The sequence below is a fragment of the Teredinibacter sp. KSP-S5-2 genome, assembly GCF_032773895.1.
Taxonomy (GTDB): Bacteria; Pseudomonadota; Gammaproteobacteria; order Pseudomonadales; family Cellvibrionaceae.
Genome location: NZ_CP120416.1, coordinates 3,816,543 through 3,831,924, shown reverse-complemented (window position 1 = coordinate 3,831,924; position 15,382 = coordinate 3,816,543). Strand labels below are relative to the sequence as shown.

Annotated in this window: 15 protein-coding genes and 1 riboswitch; of the genes, 8 read left to right on the top strand and 7 right to left on the bottom strand. The window is 46.0% G+C overall.

Features of this window, described 5'->3' with window-relative positions; genetic code table 11:
- Positions 1-65: 65 nt before the first annotated feature.
- Positions 66-200, bottom strand: a riboswitch (cobalamin riboswitch).
- A gap of 317 nt (positions 201-517) precedes the next feature.
- The 7 genes from rplM (at position 518) to P5V12_RS16290 (ending at position 6,382) form a co-directional block, all read left to right on the top strand.
- Positions 518-946, top strand: coding sequence for a 50S ribosomal protein L13 (gene rplM / locus P5V12_RS16320; protein ID WP_316954155.1), 429 nt, complete (start codon positions 518-520; stop codon positions 944-946).
- Between the two features lie 13 nt (positions 947-959).
- A complete protein-coding gene (gene rpsI, locus P5V12_RS16315) occupies positions 960-1,349 on the top strand; it encodes a 30S ribosomal protein S9 (RefSeq protein WP_316954154.1) in 390 nt (129 codons plus the stop codon).
- A gap of 339 nt (positions 1,350-1,688) precedes the next feature.
- Positions 1,689-2,282 (top strand): ubiquinol-cytochrome c reductase iron-sulfur subunit, encoded by a 594-nt coding sequence (gene petA / locus P5V12_RS16310; protein ID WP_316954153.1) that lies wholly within the window; start codon positions 1,689-1,691, stop codon positions 2,280-2,282.
- 2 nt (positions 2,283-2,284) lie between these two features.
- Positions 2,285-4,336, top strand: coding sequence for a ubiquinol-cytochrome c reductase (locus P5V12_RS16305; RefSeq protein ID WP_316954152.1), 2,052 nt, complete (start codon positions 2,285-2,287; stop codon positions 4,334-4,336).
- A 61-nt stretch (positions 4,337-4,397) separates the two neighbouring features.
- Positions 4,398-5,045, top strand: a complete 648-nt coding sequence (locus P5V12_RS16300) for a glutathione S-transferase N-terminal domain-containing protein (RefSeq protein WP_316954151.1) — start codon at positions 4,398-4,400, stop codon at positions 5,043-5,045.
- Between the two features lie 44 nt (positions 5,046-5,089).
- Positions 5,090-5,497: a ClpXP protease specificity-enhancing factor gene (locus P5V12_RS16295; RefSeq protein WP_316954150.1), complete on the top strand. Its 408-nt coding sequence runs from the start codon at positions 5,090-5,092 to the stop codon at positions 5,495-5,497.
- Positions 5,498-5,764: 267 nt separating this feature from the next.
- Entirely contained in the window at positions 5,765-6,382 is a 618-nt protein-coding gene (locus P5V12_RS16290; RefSeq protein WP_316954149.1) for a Yip1 family protein, read from the top strand.
- Between the two features lie 65 nt (positions 6,383-6,447).
- On the opposite strand, the gene P5V12_RS16285 is transcribed toward P5V12_RS16290, so the two are convergent.
- Both P5V12_RS16285 and P5V12_RS16280 read right to left on the bottom strand, forming a co-directional pair.
- Positions 6,448-8,367 carry a M48 family metallopeptidase gene (locus tag P5V12_RS16285; protein WP_316954148.1) on the bottom strand — a complete coding sequence of 640 codons (1,920 nt, stop codon included), beginning with the start codon at positions 8,365-8,367 and terminating at the stop codon, positions 6,448-6,450.
- Between the two features lie 49 nt (positions 8,368-8,416).
- Positions 8,417-9,010: a LemA family protein gene (locus P5V12_RS16280; protein WP_316954147.1), complete on the bottom strand. Its 594-nt coding sequence runs from the start codon at positions 9,008-9,010 to the stop codon at positions 8,417-8,419.
- A gap of 264 nt (positions 9,011-9,274) precedes the next feature.
- On the opposite strand from P5V12_RS16280, the gene P5V12_RS16275 reads away from it, so the two are divergent.
- A complete protein-coding gene (locus P5V12_RS16275; RefSeq protein ID WP_316954146.1) occupies positions 9,275-10,456 on the top strand; it encodes an acetyl-CoA C-acyltransferase in 1,182 nt (393 codons plus the stop codon).
- Here P5V12_RS16275 and P5V12_RS16270 read toward each other — a convergent pair.
- Genes P5V12_RS16270 through P5V12_RS16250 form a run of 5 tightly spaced genes read right to left on the bottom strand, consistent with a single transcriptional unit; the run spans position 10,446 to position 15,378 of the window.
- Positions 10,446-11,975 (bottom strand): tryptophan halogenase family protein, encoded by a 1,530-nt coding sequence (locus tag P5V12_RS16270; RefSeq protein WP_316954145.1) that lies wholly within the window; start codon positions 11,973-11,975, stop codon positions 10,446-10,448. The two genes, P5V12_RS16275 and P5V12_RS16270, sit on opposite strands and share 11 nt — an antisense overlap.
- Before the next feature lie 11 nt (positions 11,976-11,986).
- Positions 11,987-12,571 (bottom strand): BON domain-containing protein, encoded by a 585-nt coding sequence (locus P5V12_RS16265; RefSeq protein ID WP_316954144.1) that lies wholly within the window; start codon positions 12,569-12,571, stop codon positions 11,987-11,989.
- A gap of 1 nt (position 12,572) precedes the next feature.
- On the bottom strand, positions 12,573-13,157 hold the full coding sequence (locus P5V12_RS16260) for an SIS domain-containing protein (RefSeq protein WP_410483342.1): 585 nt from the start codon (positions 13,155-13,157) through the stop codon (positions 12,573-12,575).
- Positions 13,158-13,159: 2 nt separating this feature from the next.
- On the bottom strand, positions 13,160-13,519 hold the full coding sequence (locus P5V12_RS16255; protein ID WP_316954142.1) for a YraN family protein: 360 nt from the start codon (positions 13,517-13,519) through the stop codon (positions 13,160-13,162).
- Positions 13,520-13,536: 17 nt separating this feature from the next.
- Positions 13,537-15,378, bottom strand: coding sequence for a penicillin-binding protein activator (locus P5V12_RS16250; protein WP_316954141.1), 1,842 nt, complete (start codon positions 15,376-15,378; stop codon positions 13,537-13,539).
- Between the last annotated feature and the right edge of the window lie 4 nt (positions 15,379-15,382).

The following is a 15,382-nucleotide window of genomic DNA, read 5'->3' as shown; positions in this document are numbered from 1 at the left end:
CAGGAGACGCGAAAGGCGAAAACGATTGAGTTGAAAGTGGTTGATATCACTTATAACCCGGCCTTGGCGCGAGACCTGGAGTTAAAAGGTAACCGGGCTTAGAAGTTTGATGCTTCAATACCGTTGCGCGACAGCTCCGGATTCTCACCGGATTCCCCTTTTTATATAAACACTATATATCTGTTTTTGTGTCGGAAAAAATACTATATATAGTGGTTGGTCAAGTATTGATGGATATCAATGGATCATGGAATTGTCCCGTATCTTTGCGTGCAGGGGATGAAGTGAGTTGGTTCGATAGCCGGTTGCCTGTTTGTCTGGCCATAACCGTTGAAACTGCTTGAATTCTGCTCAGTACTTCTATAGAATCCGCGCTCCTTTTATTGGGCCGTCTATTTCGGCACCGGTAGCTCTCGTCAACGAAAGAAAGAGGCCGGCAGTAAAAGAGATTGGAACCGGATGGGTTCCTTCATTTTATCGAATTTATCAATATCCGTACCTTCGTAAGGCAAATAACATGAAGACTATTAGTGCCAAACCAGAAACCGTTAAGCGCGACTGGTACGTTGTGGATGCTGACGGCAAGACTCTCGGTCGTATGGCCGCTGAGATTGCTCACCGTTTACGCGGTAAGCACAAGCCCGAGTACACTCCACACGTAGATACCGGTGACTACATTGTTGTGATCAACGCGGAAAAAGTCCGTGTTACTGGCAACAAGGCAAGTGCCAAAATGTACCATAGCCATACTGGTTACCCAGGCGGTTTGAAATCAATCAGCTTCGAGAAGCTAATTGAGAAAGCTCCAGAGCGTACTATCCAAAGCGCAGTTAAAGGCATGTTGCCTAAAGGTCCTTTGGGTCGTGCAATGTTTAAAAAATTAAAGGTTTATGCTGGTGCTGAGCATCCTCACACTGCGCAACAGCCTCAAGAACTGAATATTTAATTGGAGCGGCAACATGGCAGAACAATACTATGGTACAGGGCGCCGTAAGACATCTACCGCGCGTGTATTTATCCAACAAGGTACGGGTGTTATCACTGTAAATGATCGTCCGCTTGACGAGTACTTTGGTCGTGAAGTGGCTCGCATGATCGTGCGTCAGCCTCTTGAGTGTACCGAAAACACTGATAAGTTTGACATTAAAGTCACTGTTAAAGGTGGCGGTAGCTTCGGTCAGGCTGGTGCAATTCGCCACGGTTTGACTCGTGCGTTGATGGCGTATGATGAAAGCACGCGCCCAGATCTTCGTGCAGCGGGCTATGTAACTCGTGACGCTCGTGCAGTTGAACGTAAGAAAGTTGGTCTGCGTAAAGCACGTAAGAAGCCACAATTCTCAAAACGTTAATTATTATTTATTCCTTTGTGGAATATCCAAAAAACGCCCGAGACAGCGACTCAGGGCGTTTTTTTTTACCGCTACACCCCGTGTATTCCTGGCTATCACCTTGTCAGATTTGGGGAATTTCTTTAACATGTTGCGGTTTTTCCGTAGGCCTATATTGGTAATTTTTAGCTTGTTTTTTGATCAAGCTAAAAAGGAGAAAGCGAAAGAGTTAATCGCTCGCGATAATAATCACTAATTAAATGGGGAGCTGGTTGTTCTCAATATGCCTGGAACAACTCTTCGATGCTTCTTTTGTTCTTTTAAGCTACTGACCTGTAATGTTGTTAGGGGAGAAACGTCATGAGTAATGACGGTATAAATGAAGGCCGCCGCAGGGTATTGACTGCCTTGACGTCTGTGGTCGGCGCAGCCGGTGTAGTCGGGGCTGCGGTTCCTTTTGTAGGGTCCTGGAACCCAAGTGCCAAAGCAAAAGCTGCTGGTGCGCCAGTAGAAATTAATATTTCCAAGATCGAACCCGGTCAAATGGTAACCGTTGAATGGCGGGGTAAGCCTGTCTATGTGGTTCGTCGTACGCCAGAAGCCATTGCGAATCTGGATAAAATGAAAGATGGGCTTCGTGACCCTTCTTCAGAAAAGTCTGTGCAGCCTGAATACACCAAAAACCCAACTCGTGCGATTAAAGACGAAGTGGCTGTGTTGCTGGGTTTGTGTACCCATCTTGGTTGTGCTCCAACATATCGTCCTGAAGTTGGCGCAGAAGATCTTGGTGGCGCTGCCTGGTTGGGTGGGTTTTTCTGTAAATGTCATGGTTCCAAGTTTGATCTGGCTGGCCGAGTGCTTAAAGGCGTTCCTGCTCCAATCAATCTGGAAGTTCCTCCACACAAATACATCAGCGATGACATCATCCTGATTGGCGAAGATCAGGGGGCATAATCATGACTAATTGGCTAGTAGGTCTTTGGAATTGGATTGATGCTCGTATGCCAGTGCAACGCACTTGGGATACACACATGGGCAAATACTACACACCTAAGAACTTTAACTTCTGGTACTTCTTTGGTGTACTTTCTATTTTGGTCTTGGTTAACCAGTTGCTTACTGGTATTTGGTTGACCATGAACTATGTACCTTCGGCGGAGGAGGCTTTTGCTTCTGTCGAATTCATTATGCGTGATGTGCCTTACGGATGGATCATTCGTTACTTGCACTCCACCGGCGCATCTGCGTTTTTCATTGTCGTTTACCTCCATATGTTCCGTGGCTTGATGTACGGTTCATACAAGAATCCACGTGAGTTAGTGTGGATCTTCGGGATGTTCATTTACATCGCCTTAATGGGTGAAGCATTCCTGGGTTACGTATTGCCATGGGGACAAATGTCATACTGGGGTGCCCAGGTTATCGTTAACCTTGCTGGTGCGATTCCCTACGTTGGTGATGCACTGGTTGAGTGGGTACGTGGTGACTACTTAATTTCCGGTGCGACTTTGAACCGATTCTTTGCTTTGCATGTGGTGGCTTTGCCAATCGTTCTATTGGCATTGGTTGTGCTGCACATTATTGCGTTGCATGAAGTGGGTTCGAATAATCCCGATGGTGTTGAAATTAAGAAAAACAAAGATGAGAACGGTGTTCCTTTGGATGGGATTCCTTTCCACCCTTACTACACAGTGCATGACTTGGTTGGCATCTCTGTTTTCCTATTTGTGTTCTTGGGCGTGGTTTTCTTTGCGCCAGAAGTGAATGGTTTCTTCCTTGAGCACGCTAACTTTGAAGAAGCAAACAACCTGAAAACGCCAGCGCATATCGCACCGGTTTGGTACTTCACTCCTTTCTACGCGATCCTACGTGCTATTACCTTCGATCTAGGTGGTGTGTTTACCTCTAAATTCCTGGGTGTTATCGCGATGGGGGCTTCGCTTATTCTGCTGTTCTTCCTTCCCTGGTTAGATCGAAGCCCAGTGAAGTCTATTCGTTATAAAGGTTTGTTCAGTCAGGTCGCCTTGATTGTATTTGCTGCGGCGTTTGTGATTCTTGGTTACTTGGGACTGCAGTCACCGACTCCAGGTCGTACAGCACTTTCGCAAATCTGTACCTTTATTTATTTTGCTTACTTCATTGGTCTGCCTTTCTGGACCAAAATGGAGCAGACCAAGCCTGAACCAACCCGTGTACAGAAAAAAGGTTTGAGCAAAGTATTAGTGTTTGGTGGCTTGGCGTTATTCCTTGTGCTGGTCATTGTTCCTCTGAAAGCCGTTGGTGCTTCTGGTGGCGCGTGTGGCGAAGTGCCTTGCGATCATTTTGAAGCAAACCTGGAAGATAAAGAGTCTTTACAGCGTGGTGCCAAGTATTTCGTGAACTATTGCATGGGGTGCCACTCCGCACGCTTTTCCCGTTATGAGCGTGTAGCAACGGATTTGGATATTCCTGTCGACGTCGCCATGGAGAACTTTATCTTCTCTGATCAGAAAATTGGTGACTTGATGACCATTGCTATGGCATCTGAAAAGTCGAAAGTCTGGTTTGGTGCTACACCGCCAGATTTAACTCTGGTTGCCCGTGCACGTTCATCAGATTGGCTCTACACTTTCTTGCGTAATTTCTACAGTGACGACTCTCGCCCTACTGGGGTGAATAACAAGGTTTTCCCTAATGTGGGTATGCCTCACGTTCTTATGGAATTGCAAGGCCTGGCTGAATGTGCCGCTGGTGAAAAGCTGGATAGTCATGGTCATGTTGTGCGTAACGAGTTAGGCGAGTCCGTGATGACCTCATGTGGTTCTCTAAAAGTTGGCGATACCAAAGGGAGTATGACTGCTGAAGAGTTCGACTCGGCTATCTATGACTTGGTGAACTTTATGACTTATGTCTCTGAGCCTGTTGCAATGAGTCGTGGTCGTATCGGTATTTATGTTTTCTTGTTCTTGTCAGTATTGTTGGTTTTCACTTGGTTGTTAAACCGCGAGTACTGGAAAGACGTTCATTAATGTGTTTGGGGGAGAGGCCGCCTCTCCCTTTGTTGTTCAATAGGTAAATTAAGGATACGTAATGGGAGTTGTGACCAAACGTTCGTCAATGACATATTTTTCGGATCCCAAAGATCACTATAGCCATAGAGTACGTATAGTCCTGGCCGAAAAAGGTGTGACGGTAGACTTGGTTGATGCTGACTCTGCGAATGTTCCCGCAGAAGTAAGTGAGATAAATCCTTACAGTACTCTTCCCACTCTTGTTGATCGAGAGTTAACCTTATTCGAAACCAGCGTTATGATGGAGTATCTGGACGAGCGTTTTCCGCATCCTCCATTACTGCCTGTGTATCCTGTCGCCCGTGCCGAGAGCCGTCAGTTTATTTGTCGTATTGAGCGAGACTGGTGTCCTCTGGTTCGAACGATTACCGGTGGAAAAAATAAGGAAGCTGTTGCGACTGCTGCAAAGGATTTGAAAGATAGTTTGGTATCTATTGCCCCAATATTTGCAGAGAAGCCATTTTTTATGAGTGACGAGTTCACTTTGGTTGACTGCTGTCTGGCACCGATTCTATGGCGTCTGGAGTACTACGATATCAAGTTGCCCAGAACGCGCCAGGTAATGCCTTTGCTTGAATATATGGATAGAATGTTTAATCGGGAGTCTTTCAAGGAAAGCTTAACCGAGCTGGAGCGCGAAATGCGCCCTGGTTATTTTTCCAAGTAGGTATTTTGTTCACTTACCACTAACGTTGCGAGCGGGTTATTTTTATGGCAATGACATCCAGTCGGCCTTATATGATTAGAGCCTTATACGAATGGATTGTTGATAATGCCTACACCCCGCATATCGTCGTCAATGCACTTGCTGAGGGAGTCGAAGTCCCTCAGCAATACGTAAACAACGATGGTCAAATTGTCTTAAATATTGCTCCTCGAGCCGTCGAATCTCTTGAGCTGGGGAATAAAGCCATTGCTTTCAACGCTCGTTTTGGTGGTATTCCCACAGATATTTATGTGCCTACCTATGCCGTAATGGGTATCTATGCCCGAGAAAATGGTCAGGGCATGATGTTTGATGCCGAGCCTCAGCCAGAACCAGATCCCACCCCTCCGAAAAAAATCAGCAAGGCAGAACCTCAAACTGCTAAACGTCCGTCATTGCGCGTTGTTAAGTAGTACCAACGTTCTTCATTGGTTGGCTGGCGTCATTTTTAAAATACAAACAACTGTTTGTTACGGTCCTACACGAATAGTGTGATAAGCGTTTCTTCTGTAACGTTTTTTGCTTTTTTATTCTTTTATCGACTAAGTTGCTGATTTTTATATATTTATTGCGTCTTAAACGGCGCAAATTTATGTCTTCTAAGTTTTCGGGCATCCCATAAAATAGCTTTTATAATTAAAAAATAACAATTTCTACAAGAATCTTTCAGGAGCTAATTTATGGCAATGTTACAACATACTTTGGGGATCTTTTTAAATCCGGATAGTGAGTGGAAAGCTATTCGTGAAGACAAAAGCTCCTTTAAGCAAGTGTTTCTGAGCCACATCCCGTTTTTAGCATTAATTCCCGCCTTGGCATCGTTTTATGGTGTAACACAGGTTGGTTGGTCCGTTGGTAGTGGTGAAGCGGTCAAGTTAACAGTGGAAAGTGCATTGTCACTCAGTGCATTAACTTATGTTGCTTTGATTGCGGGCATTTTTGTGTTGGGGGAGTTTATCAATTGGATGGCTAAAACATATGGTGTTGCCGAGTCCGAAGAGCAGCGCCATTACGAAGGTACCGCCTTGGCAGTGTTTGCATCCACCCCGCTTTTTCTGGTCGGTGTATTTAATGCGTATCCTTCCATATGGCTGAATGCGACAGCGATGTTGATAGCCGGTGCCTACTCTGTCTATTTGATTTATGAAGGTCTCCCTATTGTGATGAATATCGATAAGGATCGTGCCTTTATGTATGCCTCCTCGGTCGTGACCGTGGGGCTGGTGTTAATGGTAACCGCTATGATCTCTACAGTATTACTTTGGGGAATGGGTATTGGTCCGATATATGTAGATTGACCGATGTATTGAAAGAAAAAAAACCGCCTAATGGCGGTTTTTTTGTTTATTGAAACGAAATGCCCTTAGTCGGTTACCAGTGGTGGGATTGGACAGTCAAGAGTATCTGCTATTGCTCTAAATAGTTCGGTTTCTTCTGGTGTTACCTTCTTATCAAACGCTATGGTGTGGCCGATTGCTTTCAGCAGTGCAGGTTTTTCCAAAGGTTTTATTGCGCTGAGCTTTTGTAAGGCTTTGTCTATCTCGGGGAAGGAGAGGCCTTTATTGCTGTAGCTGAGCTTTCCTGTATAGCTTTTCAGTATCTCTGCTCCGGCGTTAAATGCAGCAGTTGGAGCACTGTTTTGGCCTGCCAGAACAATTAAACTGAGCAGTGTGGAAACTTCCTTACCGAGGCCTTTTAGTGACTCTCCTGTCTCTGTTGGTGTTTCTTCCAGTGTCTGAGTAATAACTCGGAATAGGCACCACTCAAACAGGGATACGGATTTGTCCGCTTTTATCAGCGCAATCAGATTTTTTTTGAAAACCTCATATTGGGGTTTGGACTGTTGCTTCAATGCCGGAATGCTTAGGTCGAGAACACTTAGATAATGTTGCCTCTCAACTTGCTGTAACGCTTGGTAAAGCTTGGGCATTTCGCGAAATGTAGCGGGGTGCGCGCCATCCTTGAGTTGGGCAAGTTGTTGTTGGCGAATACGTTTATCAGAGTCGAGAAGTAGGCAGTAAATCAGGGCTCTGGCTGAAAAAGCATTGTGTGCGGCTTGCCTAATGTCTGGTGACAGCTGCTTAAGGAAGCGGTCAGCATGCTCAAAATGCTTTGTTTGCGGTGAGCCGATTGTGTCTATAGCTTGTTCTGGTTCAAGAGATGCCGTTTGCTGCCCGGTTGTCGAAGAGAATCCTGCTACGGATTCTTGCCCGGAAGATGCTGAAGAAGACTCCGTTTGTGGTGCGATATTTCCGTCCCAGTTGGGCTCTATTCGTCGAATACGTGTATCCAGAGGCGGGTGGGTGGCCATAAGCCCGCTGAATGCCGTTTTTACCCCTTGTCCAAAATACATATGGCTAAATTCTGCGGCGGCGGATGCCTGTATTGTTGAGCCTTGGCTGATACCGCCAATTTTTTTCAAAGCACCGCTTATGCCTTTGGGGTTGCGTGTAAATTGTACCGCGGAGGCGTCGGCAAGAAATTCGCGTTGTCGACTCACTGCTGCTTTGATGATGTTGCCAAAAAACGTACCGCTGTAGCCAATAACAACCAATGCCAGACCTAAAATGGCCTGTTGTGAAGCGCCTTTATTGTTGTTGCGGCCATGTGATCTAAATGCTGAGCCTCGAAGAATAAATGAGCCTATCAGACCGATAACCAGAATTCCGTGGAGAATGGCGATCAGGCGCATGTTTAGCTTCATGTCACCGTTATGTATATGACTGAACTCATGAGCAATGACGCCCTGTAGCTCGTCCCGGTTTAACTGTCGAATACACCCTCTAGTAACGCCGATGACGGCGTCTCGGCGTGTCTGGCCGGCAGCAAACGCGTTAATACCAGGCTCTTCCAGTAGGTATACGCTCGGAACAGGGTTGCCTGAGGCAATAGCCATTTCCTCAATGACATTAAGCAGGCGCTTTTCATCTTTGTCTGTGGTGTCGGGGTTAATAAGTTTGCCGCCTAGGGATTCGGCAATGGCTTTGCCCCCCGCTCTAAGTTGCAGGCTTTTGAATAAGGAACCTATGGCCACTACTGCAACCACTCCGAGAGCAACCCAAAGCGTAAGCTCAGACGTCAAGAGACGTAAAAGGTGGCTTCCGATATCTGTCTGGTAGGCGTTGGCTGCGGTGATGCTATCCGTGTGGTTCTGGAAGAAATAAAAGAGAACGGCGAGGAGTAATGTCGCGACGATAATCAGTGTAATTACGGCGGCGAACATTAAAAAAACGAGTTGAGCGGTTTTCTTTTTGGCTTGGTCTTGATGTTGGAAAAAATTCATAGGAGAGGACATACAGTTAAAAAAAAGCTAGGAAACCCTAGCTTTAATTTTAAAATGAAATTTTTGGTGCTTCTTGTATTTGTGCGGAGTCAGCAAACTCGAGTAATTCGGCATCTTTACTGTGACCGAACATGCCGGCAAATACTACGGGAGGAAAGCTTTGTCGATAGGTGTTGTACTCAGTAACAGAGTCATTGAAGCTTTGCCGAGCAAACGCCACTTTATTTTCGGTGCTGGTTAATTCTTCGCTTAGTTGCGACATATTTTCACTGGCTTTTAAATCCGGATAGGCTTCCATTACCACATTTAACCTGCCTAGGGCGCTGGTTAATAAACCTTCAGCTCCAGCTAGCTCTTGCATTGCTGCGCCTCCAGGAGCCGCTGCCGCTGCTTTTAAGCCGGCTACGGCGCTATTTCTTGCGCTGATAACCGCTTCCAACGTTTCCCGTTCGTGGGATAGGTAACCTTTGGCTGTTTCAACCAGGTTCGGAATCAGATCATAACGTCTCTTCAGTTGAACTTCGATTTGAGAAAAACCATTCTCGTAACGGTTTTTAAGGCTGACCAGTTTGTTGTATATCGATGTGACGTAGAAAAACAGAATAACGAGTGTAACAAGAATCACTATAGTGGTGACGGACATCGGATTTTTTCCCCCAAATGGAAACTCATGTGGAGTCTAATGTCCCTGGCAATAAATGCCAAGTACGAAACCCTTGCAAAGTGGCGCTTATCTCACTTTTCACCGAATTGTCATGGCGTATTTTCCGGTTTGTCTCCGACCAAGATAAAGAATAAACGCAACCCATTGGCACTGAATCGCCTATCTTTAATCTGGTAAAACCATTGATAATTTAAGCCAGAGTAAATCACTGATATGCACAGTATCTTGTAAGGAGTTATCAGTATGTCTGAGTCTATCGTTGTTGTGGGGTTGGCCCGAACACCTATGGGGGGAATGCAAGGTGCTTTGGGGGCGGTTACGGTGACAGAGCTGGGAGCCGTGGCGATTAAAGGTGCTCTGCATCGTGCACAGCTTTCGCCAGATAGCGTCGATGAGGTTATGATGGGCTGTGTGTTGCCTGCGGGAGTTGGTCAGGCACCGGCGCGACAAGCTGCGATAGCGGCGGAAATTCCTTCAAGTGTGCCGGCCTGTACGGTCAACAAAGTCTGTGGTTCGGGAATGAAAACGGTTATGCAAGCGTGCAATTCTCTGCTTTTGGGAGAAAATCATGTTGTTGTTGCCGGTGGAATGGAATCCATGAGCAATGCGCCATATTTGTTATCCAAAGCTCGGCAGGGTTATCGGTTAGGTCATGGTGAATTACTGGATCATATGTTCATCGATGGTTTACAAGATGCCTACGAAAATGAGTTGATGGGAGTGTATGCGGAAAATACGGCAGATAAATATAACTTTAGCCGACAAGAGCAGGATGCCTTTGCCATCGATTCGTTAAACAAAGCTAATGCAGCAATTTTGGATGGCGCTTTCGAGAGTGAAATAGCTCCGGTGACAATAAAAAATAGAAAAGAAACGATAGTGGTATCAACCGATGAGCAACCGGGCAATGCCCGTCCAGAAAAAATACCGGGGTTAAAACCGGCATTTCGTGAAAATGGCACAGTGACCGCCGCAAACTCCAGTTCTATTTCTGACGGCGCTGCTGCATTAGTTCTGATGCGTAAAAACGATGCGAGCGAAAAAAAAATAACGCCACTGGCAGAGGTAAAAGGGTTTGCCCAATATGCGCAAGCTCCCGAATGGTTTACCACCGCACCGGTTGGGGCCATGCAAAAGCTGTTAGCCAAAATTGGCTGGTCTGTTGATGATGTTGATCTTTTTGAAATTAATGAAGCATTTGCTGTTGTGACTATGGCGGCGATGAAAGAATTACATATCCCAAAAGAGAAGGTCAATGTTCATGGCGGAGCCTGTGCCTTAGGGCATCCTTTGGGGGCGTCCGGTGCTCGAATATTGGTGACGCTCATATCGGCCTTGCAGCGTTATGGTAAAAAGAAAGGTATTGCCAGTCTTTGTATTGGTGGGGGCGAAGCTGTGGCTATGGCGGTTGAGGTTAACGACTAAATTTTTCTAAAGTCTGAAGTTGTTCTTTATGACTGCGAAAACGGTTGCAGTTATTCGAACAAATAGCATCTGCATTTTCTGCCAGAGAGTATGCGTGCTCTTGAGTAGGGGGATGCAGGTGTTCTGGAAATTGCCCTGTACCAGCAAGTAAGCAATACCAGCTTGGGCGGAAATAAAATGTTTCTCTGGCAAATTCGGTTAATGTTGCTTCAAAGTCTGTTCCCTGATGCCATGAATCAATAATGGCATGCAATCGTGAAGAAATGGGGGTGTTGTCCCGGTTTTCCCGCCAGTATACAGAATCCGATCGGGAGTTTGTTTTGTAGTGACAAACAATATAATCACGTATCCCTTCAAAAAATGCATTGATCGATTGATTAAAATTATCCTGTTGTTTGGATAATGCTTCTGGTTTTTCTTTTACCTGCTCGTAATGCTGAATGAATTTTTCTACGGTAAGTTGAATTAACGCCAGTGCAGTGGCTTCGAGCGGCTCGATAAAACCTTGCGATAATCCAACAGCCAAACAATTTTTTTGCCAATGCTTTGTTCGGCGGCCGACCCGCATTTTGATGAATCGGGCTTCATTGTTATTTGCACTTGTGCCAATACTTGTTCTAAGTTCCTGCTCGGCTTGCTCGTCAGAAATACTTGAAGAACAATATACGTAACCATTTCCGTAGCGATTCGTTAACGGAATTTTCCATCGCCAGCCATTGGATAAGGCTTCCGATTGTGTGTGAGATGGGATGGGCGCTTCGTTGTTTATGTCGGATGCGATCGCCACAGCTCGGTCATTAAAGAGGTTATCTGCAAAAGAAATAAAGTCGGTAGACAGTGTCTTTTCAATCAGCAGTGCCTGGAACCCGCTGCAATCAATAAAAAAATCTGCCACTAAAGGGCCGGATTGGTTGCTGTGAATTTTTCCTATATTGCCGTGTGCGTCTGTTTCCACTCGAGTGACAGTATCAACAATATGTTGAACTCCCAGCTTGATTGCCCGTTGTTTTAAAAAGCTCCCTAGAAGCCCTGAGTCAAAGTGGTAACCGTAGTCAACGTCAAAGGGTAAGGCTTTTTCTGCAATAGGCGATCTACACAGTTTTGCAAGATGAGTTGACGTCCAATAGTGATCCGGGTGAGCATCGACATCGATGCCTCGTCGGCGTAAGCAAGCGTTTTGCATAAAGGCTTCGCCGGTTTGTATATCCAGTTGCGAAAAAAATGGATGGAAATAGCTGTCGTAGCCTGGTTTGGTAGACCAGTTTGGAAAGGCTATGCCGGTTTTATATGTGGCGTTACATTGTGGCATCCACTCGTGTTCGGGGATGCCCAATTTTTTAAAAAAATGTTTCAGGTAGGGGGTTGAACCTTCGCCAACACCGATGGTGCCTATGTCGCTGGATTCGATGAGGCTAATGTTAACGTTCTTTGCTTTTTCACCTTGCGCCCAGGCGTGTTGTAGCAGGCTGGCGGTCATCCACCCCGCGGTTCCTCCGCCAACAATTAATATGCGTTTCATTTCAGCAACGCTTATTGGTCTTCAACGTACTCAATGGCTCGGACGACTTTTTTCACGCCGCCTGTTCTACGTACAACCTGCGTAATTTTTTCCGCCTGTACTTTGGTGAGCAAGCCCATTAGGTAAACAATATCGTCTTCGACAATTACTTTTACTCTATCTGAGTCGATATCTTTATAGGCTAATAGTTTTACGTTTATTTTTGTGGTTAAAAAATTATCGCTTGTGCGAGAGAAAAAGCTGGATTTAGGTCGCACCTGCAACTCGTTATACACTTGGCGAACCAAGTGAACATCTTTAGTTGTTTGGGAAGCAAGGTCACGTAATTTATGGGATGGTACTTCGCCGGTCAGGAGAACAACGCCCCGGAAGCTGTGCACATTAATGTGGGATTGTTTTAGACCGGGACTGGCTTTTTTCAGGTTGACAGCAACAATCGTTTTGATTTGTTTATCGTCCCAGTATTCGCCAAAAGTTCGTTTGCCTGGGTCTGTCTGTATTGGACCTTCGCTTGTGGCGTCCACAATGGTTACACAACCACTAAATAACAAAACCGAAGACATTGTCACCATTATTTTGAGTAGTGTTTTGAACATCTTATTCTATTCCAAAAAGTTGGTTATCAATTAAATCGCACAGACAAAATAGCGTAAGCAGGTGGATTTCATGGATTCGTCCTCTGGAGTCCACCGACGCACATATTTCGATATCTGATTCGCTCAACATGGCGGAAATACTTCCCCCGTCCCGGCCGGTTAGCGCTATTACTCGAATTCCCCGATCCTGCGCAGCGGTAATGGCTTGCACTAAATTTAAGGAATTGCCGCTGGAGCTGATGACGACCAGGCAGTCCCCTGGTTGTCCAAGGGCTTTGAGCGGCTTGGCGTATACGTCTGCTCTGCTGACGTCGGCTGAAATAGATGTGTAGGTAGCAATGTTGCTGCCAAGCCATATTGCAGGTAATCCTGGCCGTTCTTTTTCATACCGATCCAAAAGGCTTGAGGTAAATATCTGCGCAAGTGCAGCGGATGCCCCGTTACCACAGACCAGAATTTTATTTTCTGATAGCAAACTTTCAACGAGGAGGTTGCTAGCATTGGTAATTCTAGGTGCTAGCTCTTCACCAACCTGCATCTTGGCTTCTACGCTTTTTTGAAATAGGGTATAAACTCTTTGCGACATAATTAAAAAGCGGCTTTTATCCATTCGGTATTGCCGGGAGAAATACCTAGAATGTCAAACCTGCAATCTGTGTTGTAAAAGTGGGTGTGTTTTTGCAAGAAAAGTTGTGCAGTTTTTCGTATTTTTTCTTGCTTGCGATAGGTGACGCTTTCGACCGGAGAGCCAAAAGCGTCAGAATTCCGATAGCGAACCTCAACAAAAACCAGTGTTTGCTTGTCTTGCATAATTAAATCTATTTCACCAAGTTTGCACCGATAGTTTTTATCGACAGTTTTTAAGCCGTGTTGTTGCAAATATTTTTCTGCCAGGCTTTCAGCTTGCTCGCCAATGGACTGTGCTTTTTTGCGTCTGCTGGAGAACAAGTGTATGCATCCTGTGGCTATTCGTCTACCACGGATACTGTCGGTACTAACACCGCTTTACCGCGAACAAACTGAGCCCAGGATTGCGTGCGCTGGATTTGTCGGGTGTTGCTCATGCTCAGGCTACCTGTTGCACCATAAAAATGGGCTTTGGTGACTTGTTCAAGTTGTTTCAGGCGTGGGTAGAGGCTGTATGCATCAACACCCATAGCGTAAAGGCGGTCAAATGTTGCAGGTTGATGAGTGTATTTGTCTATTTCCTTTTTCTCTTCGCGGGTATTGTCAAAGTACCAGGGAAGCGAGGTAAATCGAATACCATTCATGTCGGAGTTTGCTTTGCTGTCTTCGCTGCCATCGTATACATGACTAGACGAGTATACGGGTAAATCACCGCCATAGTGGAAGGCGAGCGTGGGTTTGATTTGTCGCGCTTGTGATGGGTGCGCAATCAAAATAATAACGTCAATGTCTTTTCTGCGGCGTGGTTCGAACTCCACACTTTTTCCGATCAACTGACGGATCTGTCTGGCGCGGGTTTGACTGTCTGCCACCTTGAGCGCGTCTTTGATTAAACGGGAATAGTCTTTTTGTGCATTAAATTGATGAGTACTGACAATTTCTCCATTCTGTGCCTGCCAGGCTTTCGAAAATGTGGCAATGGCTTTGTCCCCCCATGAGCTTGTTGGGGCCAGTACCAATGCGCGTCGGTATCCGTCACGCCAAGCGCGATTGGCTATTTGCTGTACTTCATCGTCGATACGTAAGCCGAATTGGTATAGATTACTGGCGGTCGGTATGCTCTCATTATCGACATAGTTGAGGGCCAGGGTTGGGACGGGCAGTTCAGGCAATAAGGCCAACTCGTCAATTTTATCTTTGTTCAACGGCCCGATAACGACTTCCACTCCTTCTGCAACTGCACGTTCATACAAGTCAATGATGTTGTATTGTTCCGTGTCGTAAATTCGAATAACGGGTTGAGTGGTGGCGTTGATCGATGCTTGATAATGGGCGGCCATAAATCCATCTCGCAAGGCCGAAGCGGCATTGCTCAACTTACCGGATAGCGGTAAGAACAATGCGATTTTTTTGGGGTGATTTTCCACCAGTTGTTTTAGTAGTTGCAGGTCGCTGGGCAGTCGAAGGCTGGCTGGGTGTTCGGGCCAGAGCATGGCCCAGTTTTCTACCGCGTTTAATTGGGCTGACAGGTCGGTTTGGCTGCTTTTACTCAGTGCTGCGAGAGTGTACCAGCCTGAAGTCTCGGACGATTGAGCGGCTTTGGCCTCCAGTTCAAGGTCACTGACAGAGATTTCCATCAAGGTCTGCCACAAATTGTCCTGATTTAGTTCGCGCGCTTCTGTATTATTCGCCAGCAAGGCGTCAAGCTTGATGCGTTCTGTAACAGCTTCTGAGTATTCTCCAATATCGAAAAGAAGATTTGCCCGGGCTTCTCTGGCCTGTATTTGAGTTTCAATACTGCTCGAAGTCAGGGATGATTCAAAGCGAGGGTTAAACAAGCTGTGTTTGGCGGAGAAAGGCTCAGCCGCTTCAAGAGAGAGGTTCGCTGAGAGCAATGAATATTGAATGAAGCCATCAGCATCCTGAAAACTGCGTGGGTCGATACTGCTGAGTACGTTGCGCGACCAGTCAATTTTGCCGTAAACGTAGAGACTTTGCGCAGCGGTAGTCAAGCGCCTGGATCGCTCTTCCCCTTCTAGGGCATTGGCTGTTTCAATATACTGTGCGATGTCGTCAAGGGCGACCTGGGCACTTGTAGAAGACTGTTGTTGTACGTTGCCTGGGCCACAACCGACCAGGGTGGAAAACAATAACGCTGCAAGTAAGCCTTTTTTTAACATAGTT

What these genes read in the sequence shown, in the direction of transcription:
- P5V12_RS16275 (WP_316954146.1), top strand. Translation starts at nt 9,275, where the DNA reads ATGTCTGAGTCTATCGTTGTTGTGGGGTTGGCCCGAACACCTATGGGG.
- P5V12_RS16280 (WP_316954147.1), bottom strand. Translation starts at nt 9,010, where the DNA reads ATGTCCGTCACCACTATAGTGATTCTTGTTACACTCGTTATTCTGTTT.
- P5V12_RS16250 (WP_316954141.1), bottom strand. Translation starts at nt 15,378, where the DNA reads ATGTTAAAAAAAGGCTTACTTGCAGCGTTATTGTTTTCCACCCTGGTC.
- P5V12_RS16300 (WP_316954151.1), top strand. Translation starts at nt 4,398, where the DNA reads ATGGGAGTTGTGACCAAACGTTCGTCAATGACATATTTTTCGGATCCC.
- petA (WP_316954153.1), top strand. Translation starts at nt 1,689, where the DNA reads ATGAGTAATGACGGTATAAATGAAGGCCGCCGCAGGGTATTGACTGCC.
- rpsI (WP_316954154.1), top strand. Translation starts at nt 960, where the DNA reads ATGGCAGAACAATACTATGGTACAGGGCGCCGTAAGACATCTACCGCG.
- P5V12_RS16265 (WP_316954144.1), bottom strand. Translation starts at nt 12,571, where the DNA reads ATGTTCAAAACACTACTCAAAATAATGGTGACAATGTCTTCGGTTTTG.
- P5V12_RS16290 (WP_316954149.1), top strand. Translation starts at nt 5,765, where the DNA reads ATGGCAATGTTACAACATACTTTGGGGATCTTTTTAAATCCGGATAGT.
- P5V12_RS16305 (WP_316954152.1), top strand. Translation starts at nt 2,285, where the DNA reads ATGACTAATTGGCTAGTAGGTCTTTGGAATTGGATTGATGCTCGTATG.
- P5V12_RS16285 (WP_316954148.1), bottom strand. Translation starts at nt 8,367, where the DNA reads ATGAATTTTTTCCAACATCAAGACCAAGCCAAAAAGAAAACCGCTCAA.
- P5V12_RS16295 (WP_316954150.1), top strand. Translation starts at nt 5,090, where the DNA reads ATGGCAATGACATCCAGTCGGCCTTATATGATTAGAGCCTTATACGAA.
- rplM (WP_316954155.1), top strand. Translation starts at nt 518, where the DNA reads ATGAAGACTATTAGTGCCAAACCAGAAACCGTTAAGCGCGACTGGTAC.
- P5V12_RS16260 (WP_410483342.1), bottom strand. Translation starts at nt 13,157, where the DNA reads ATGTCGCAAAGAGTTTATACCCTATTTCAAAAAAGCGTAGAAGCCAAG.
- P5V12_RS16270 (WP_316954145.1), bottom strand. Translation starts at nt 11,975, where the DNA reads ATGAAACGCATATTAATTGTTGGCGGAGGAACCGCGGGGTGGATGACC.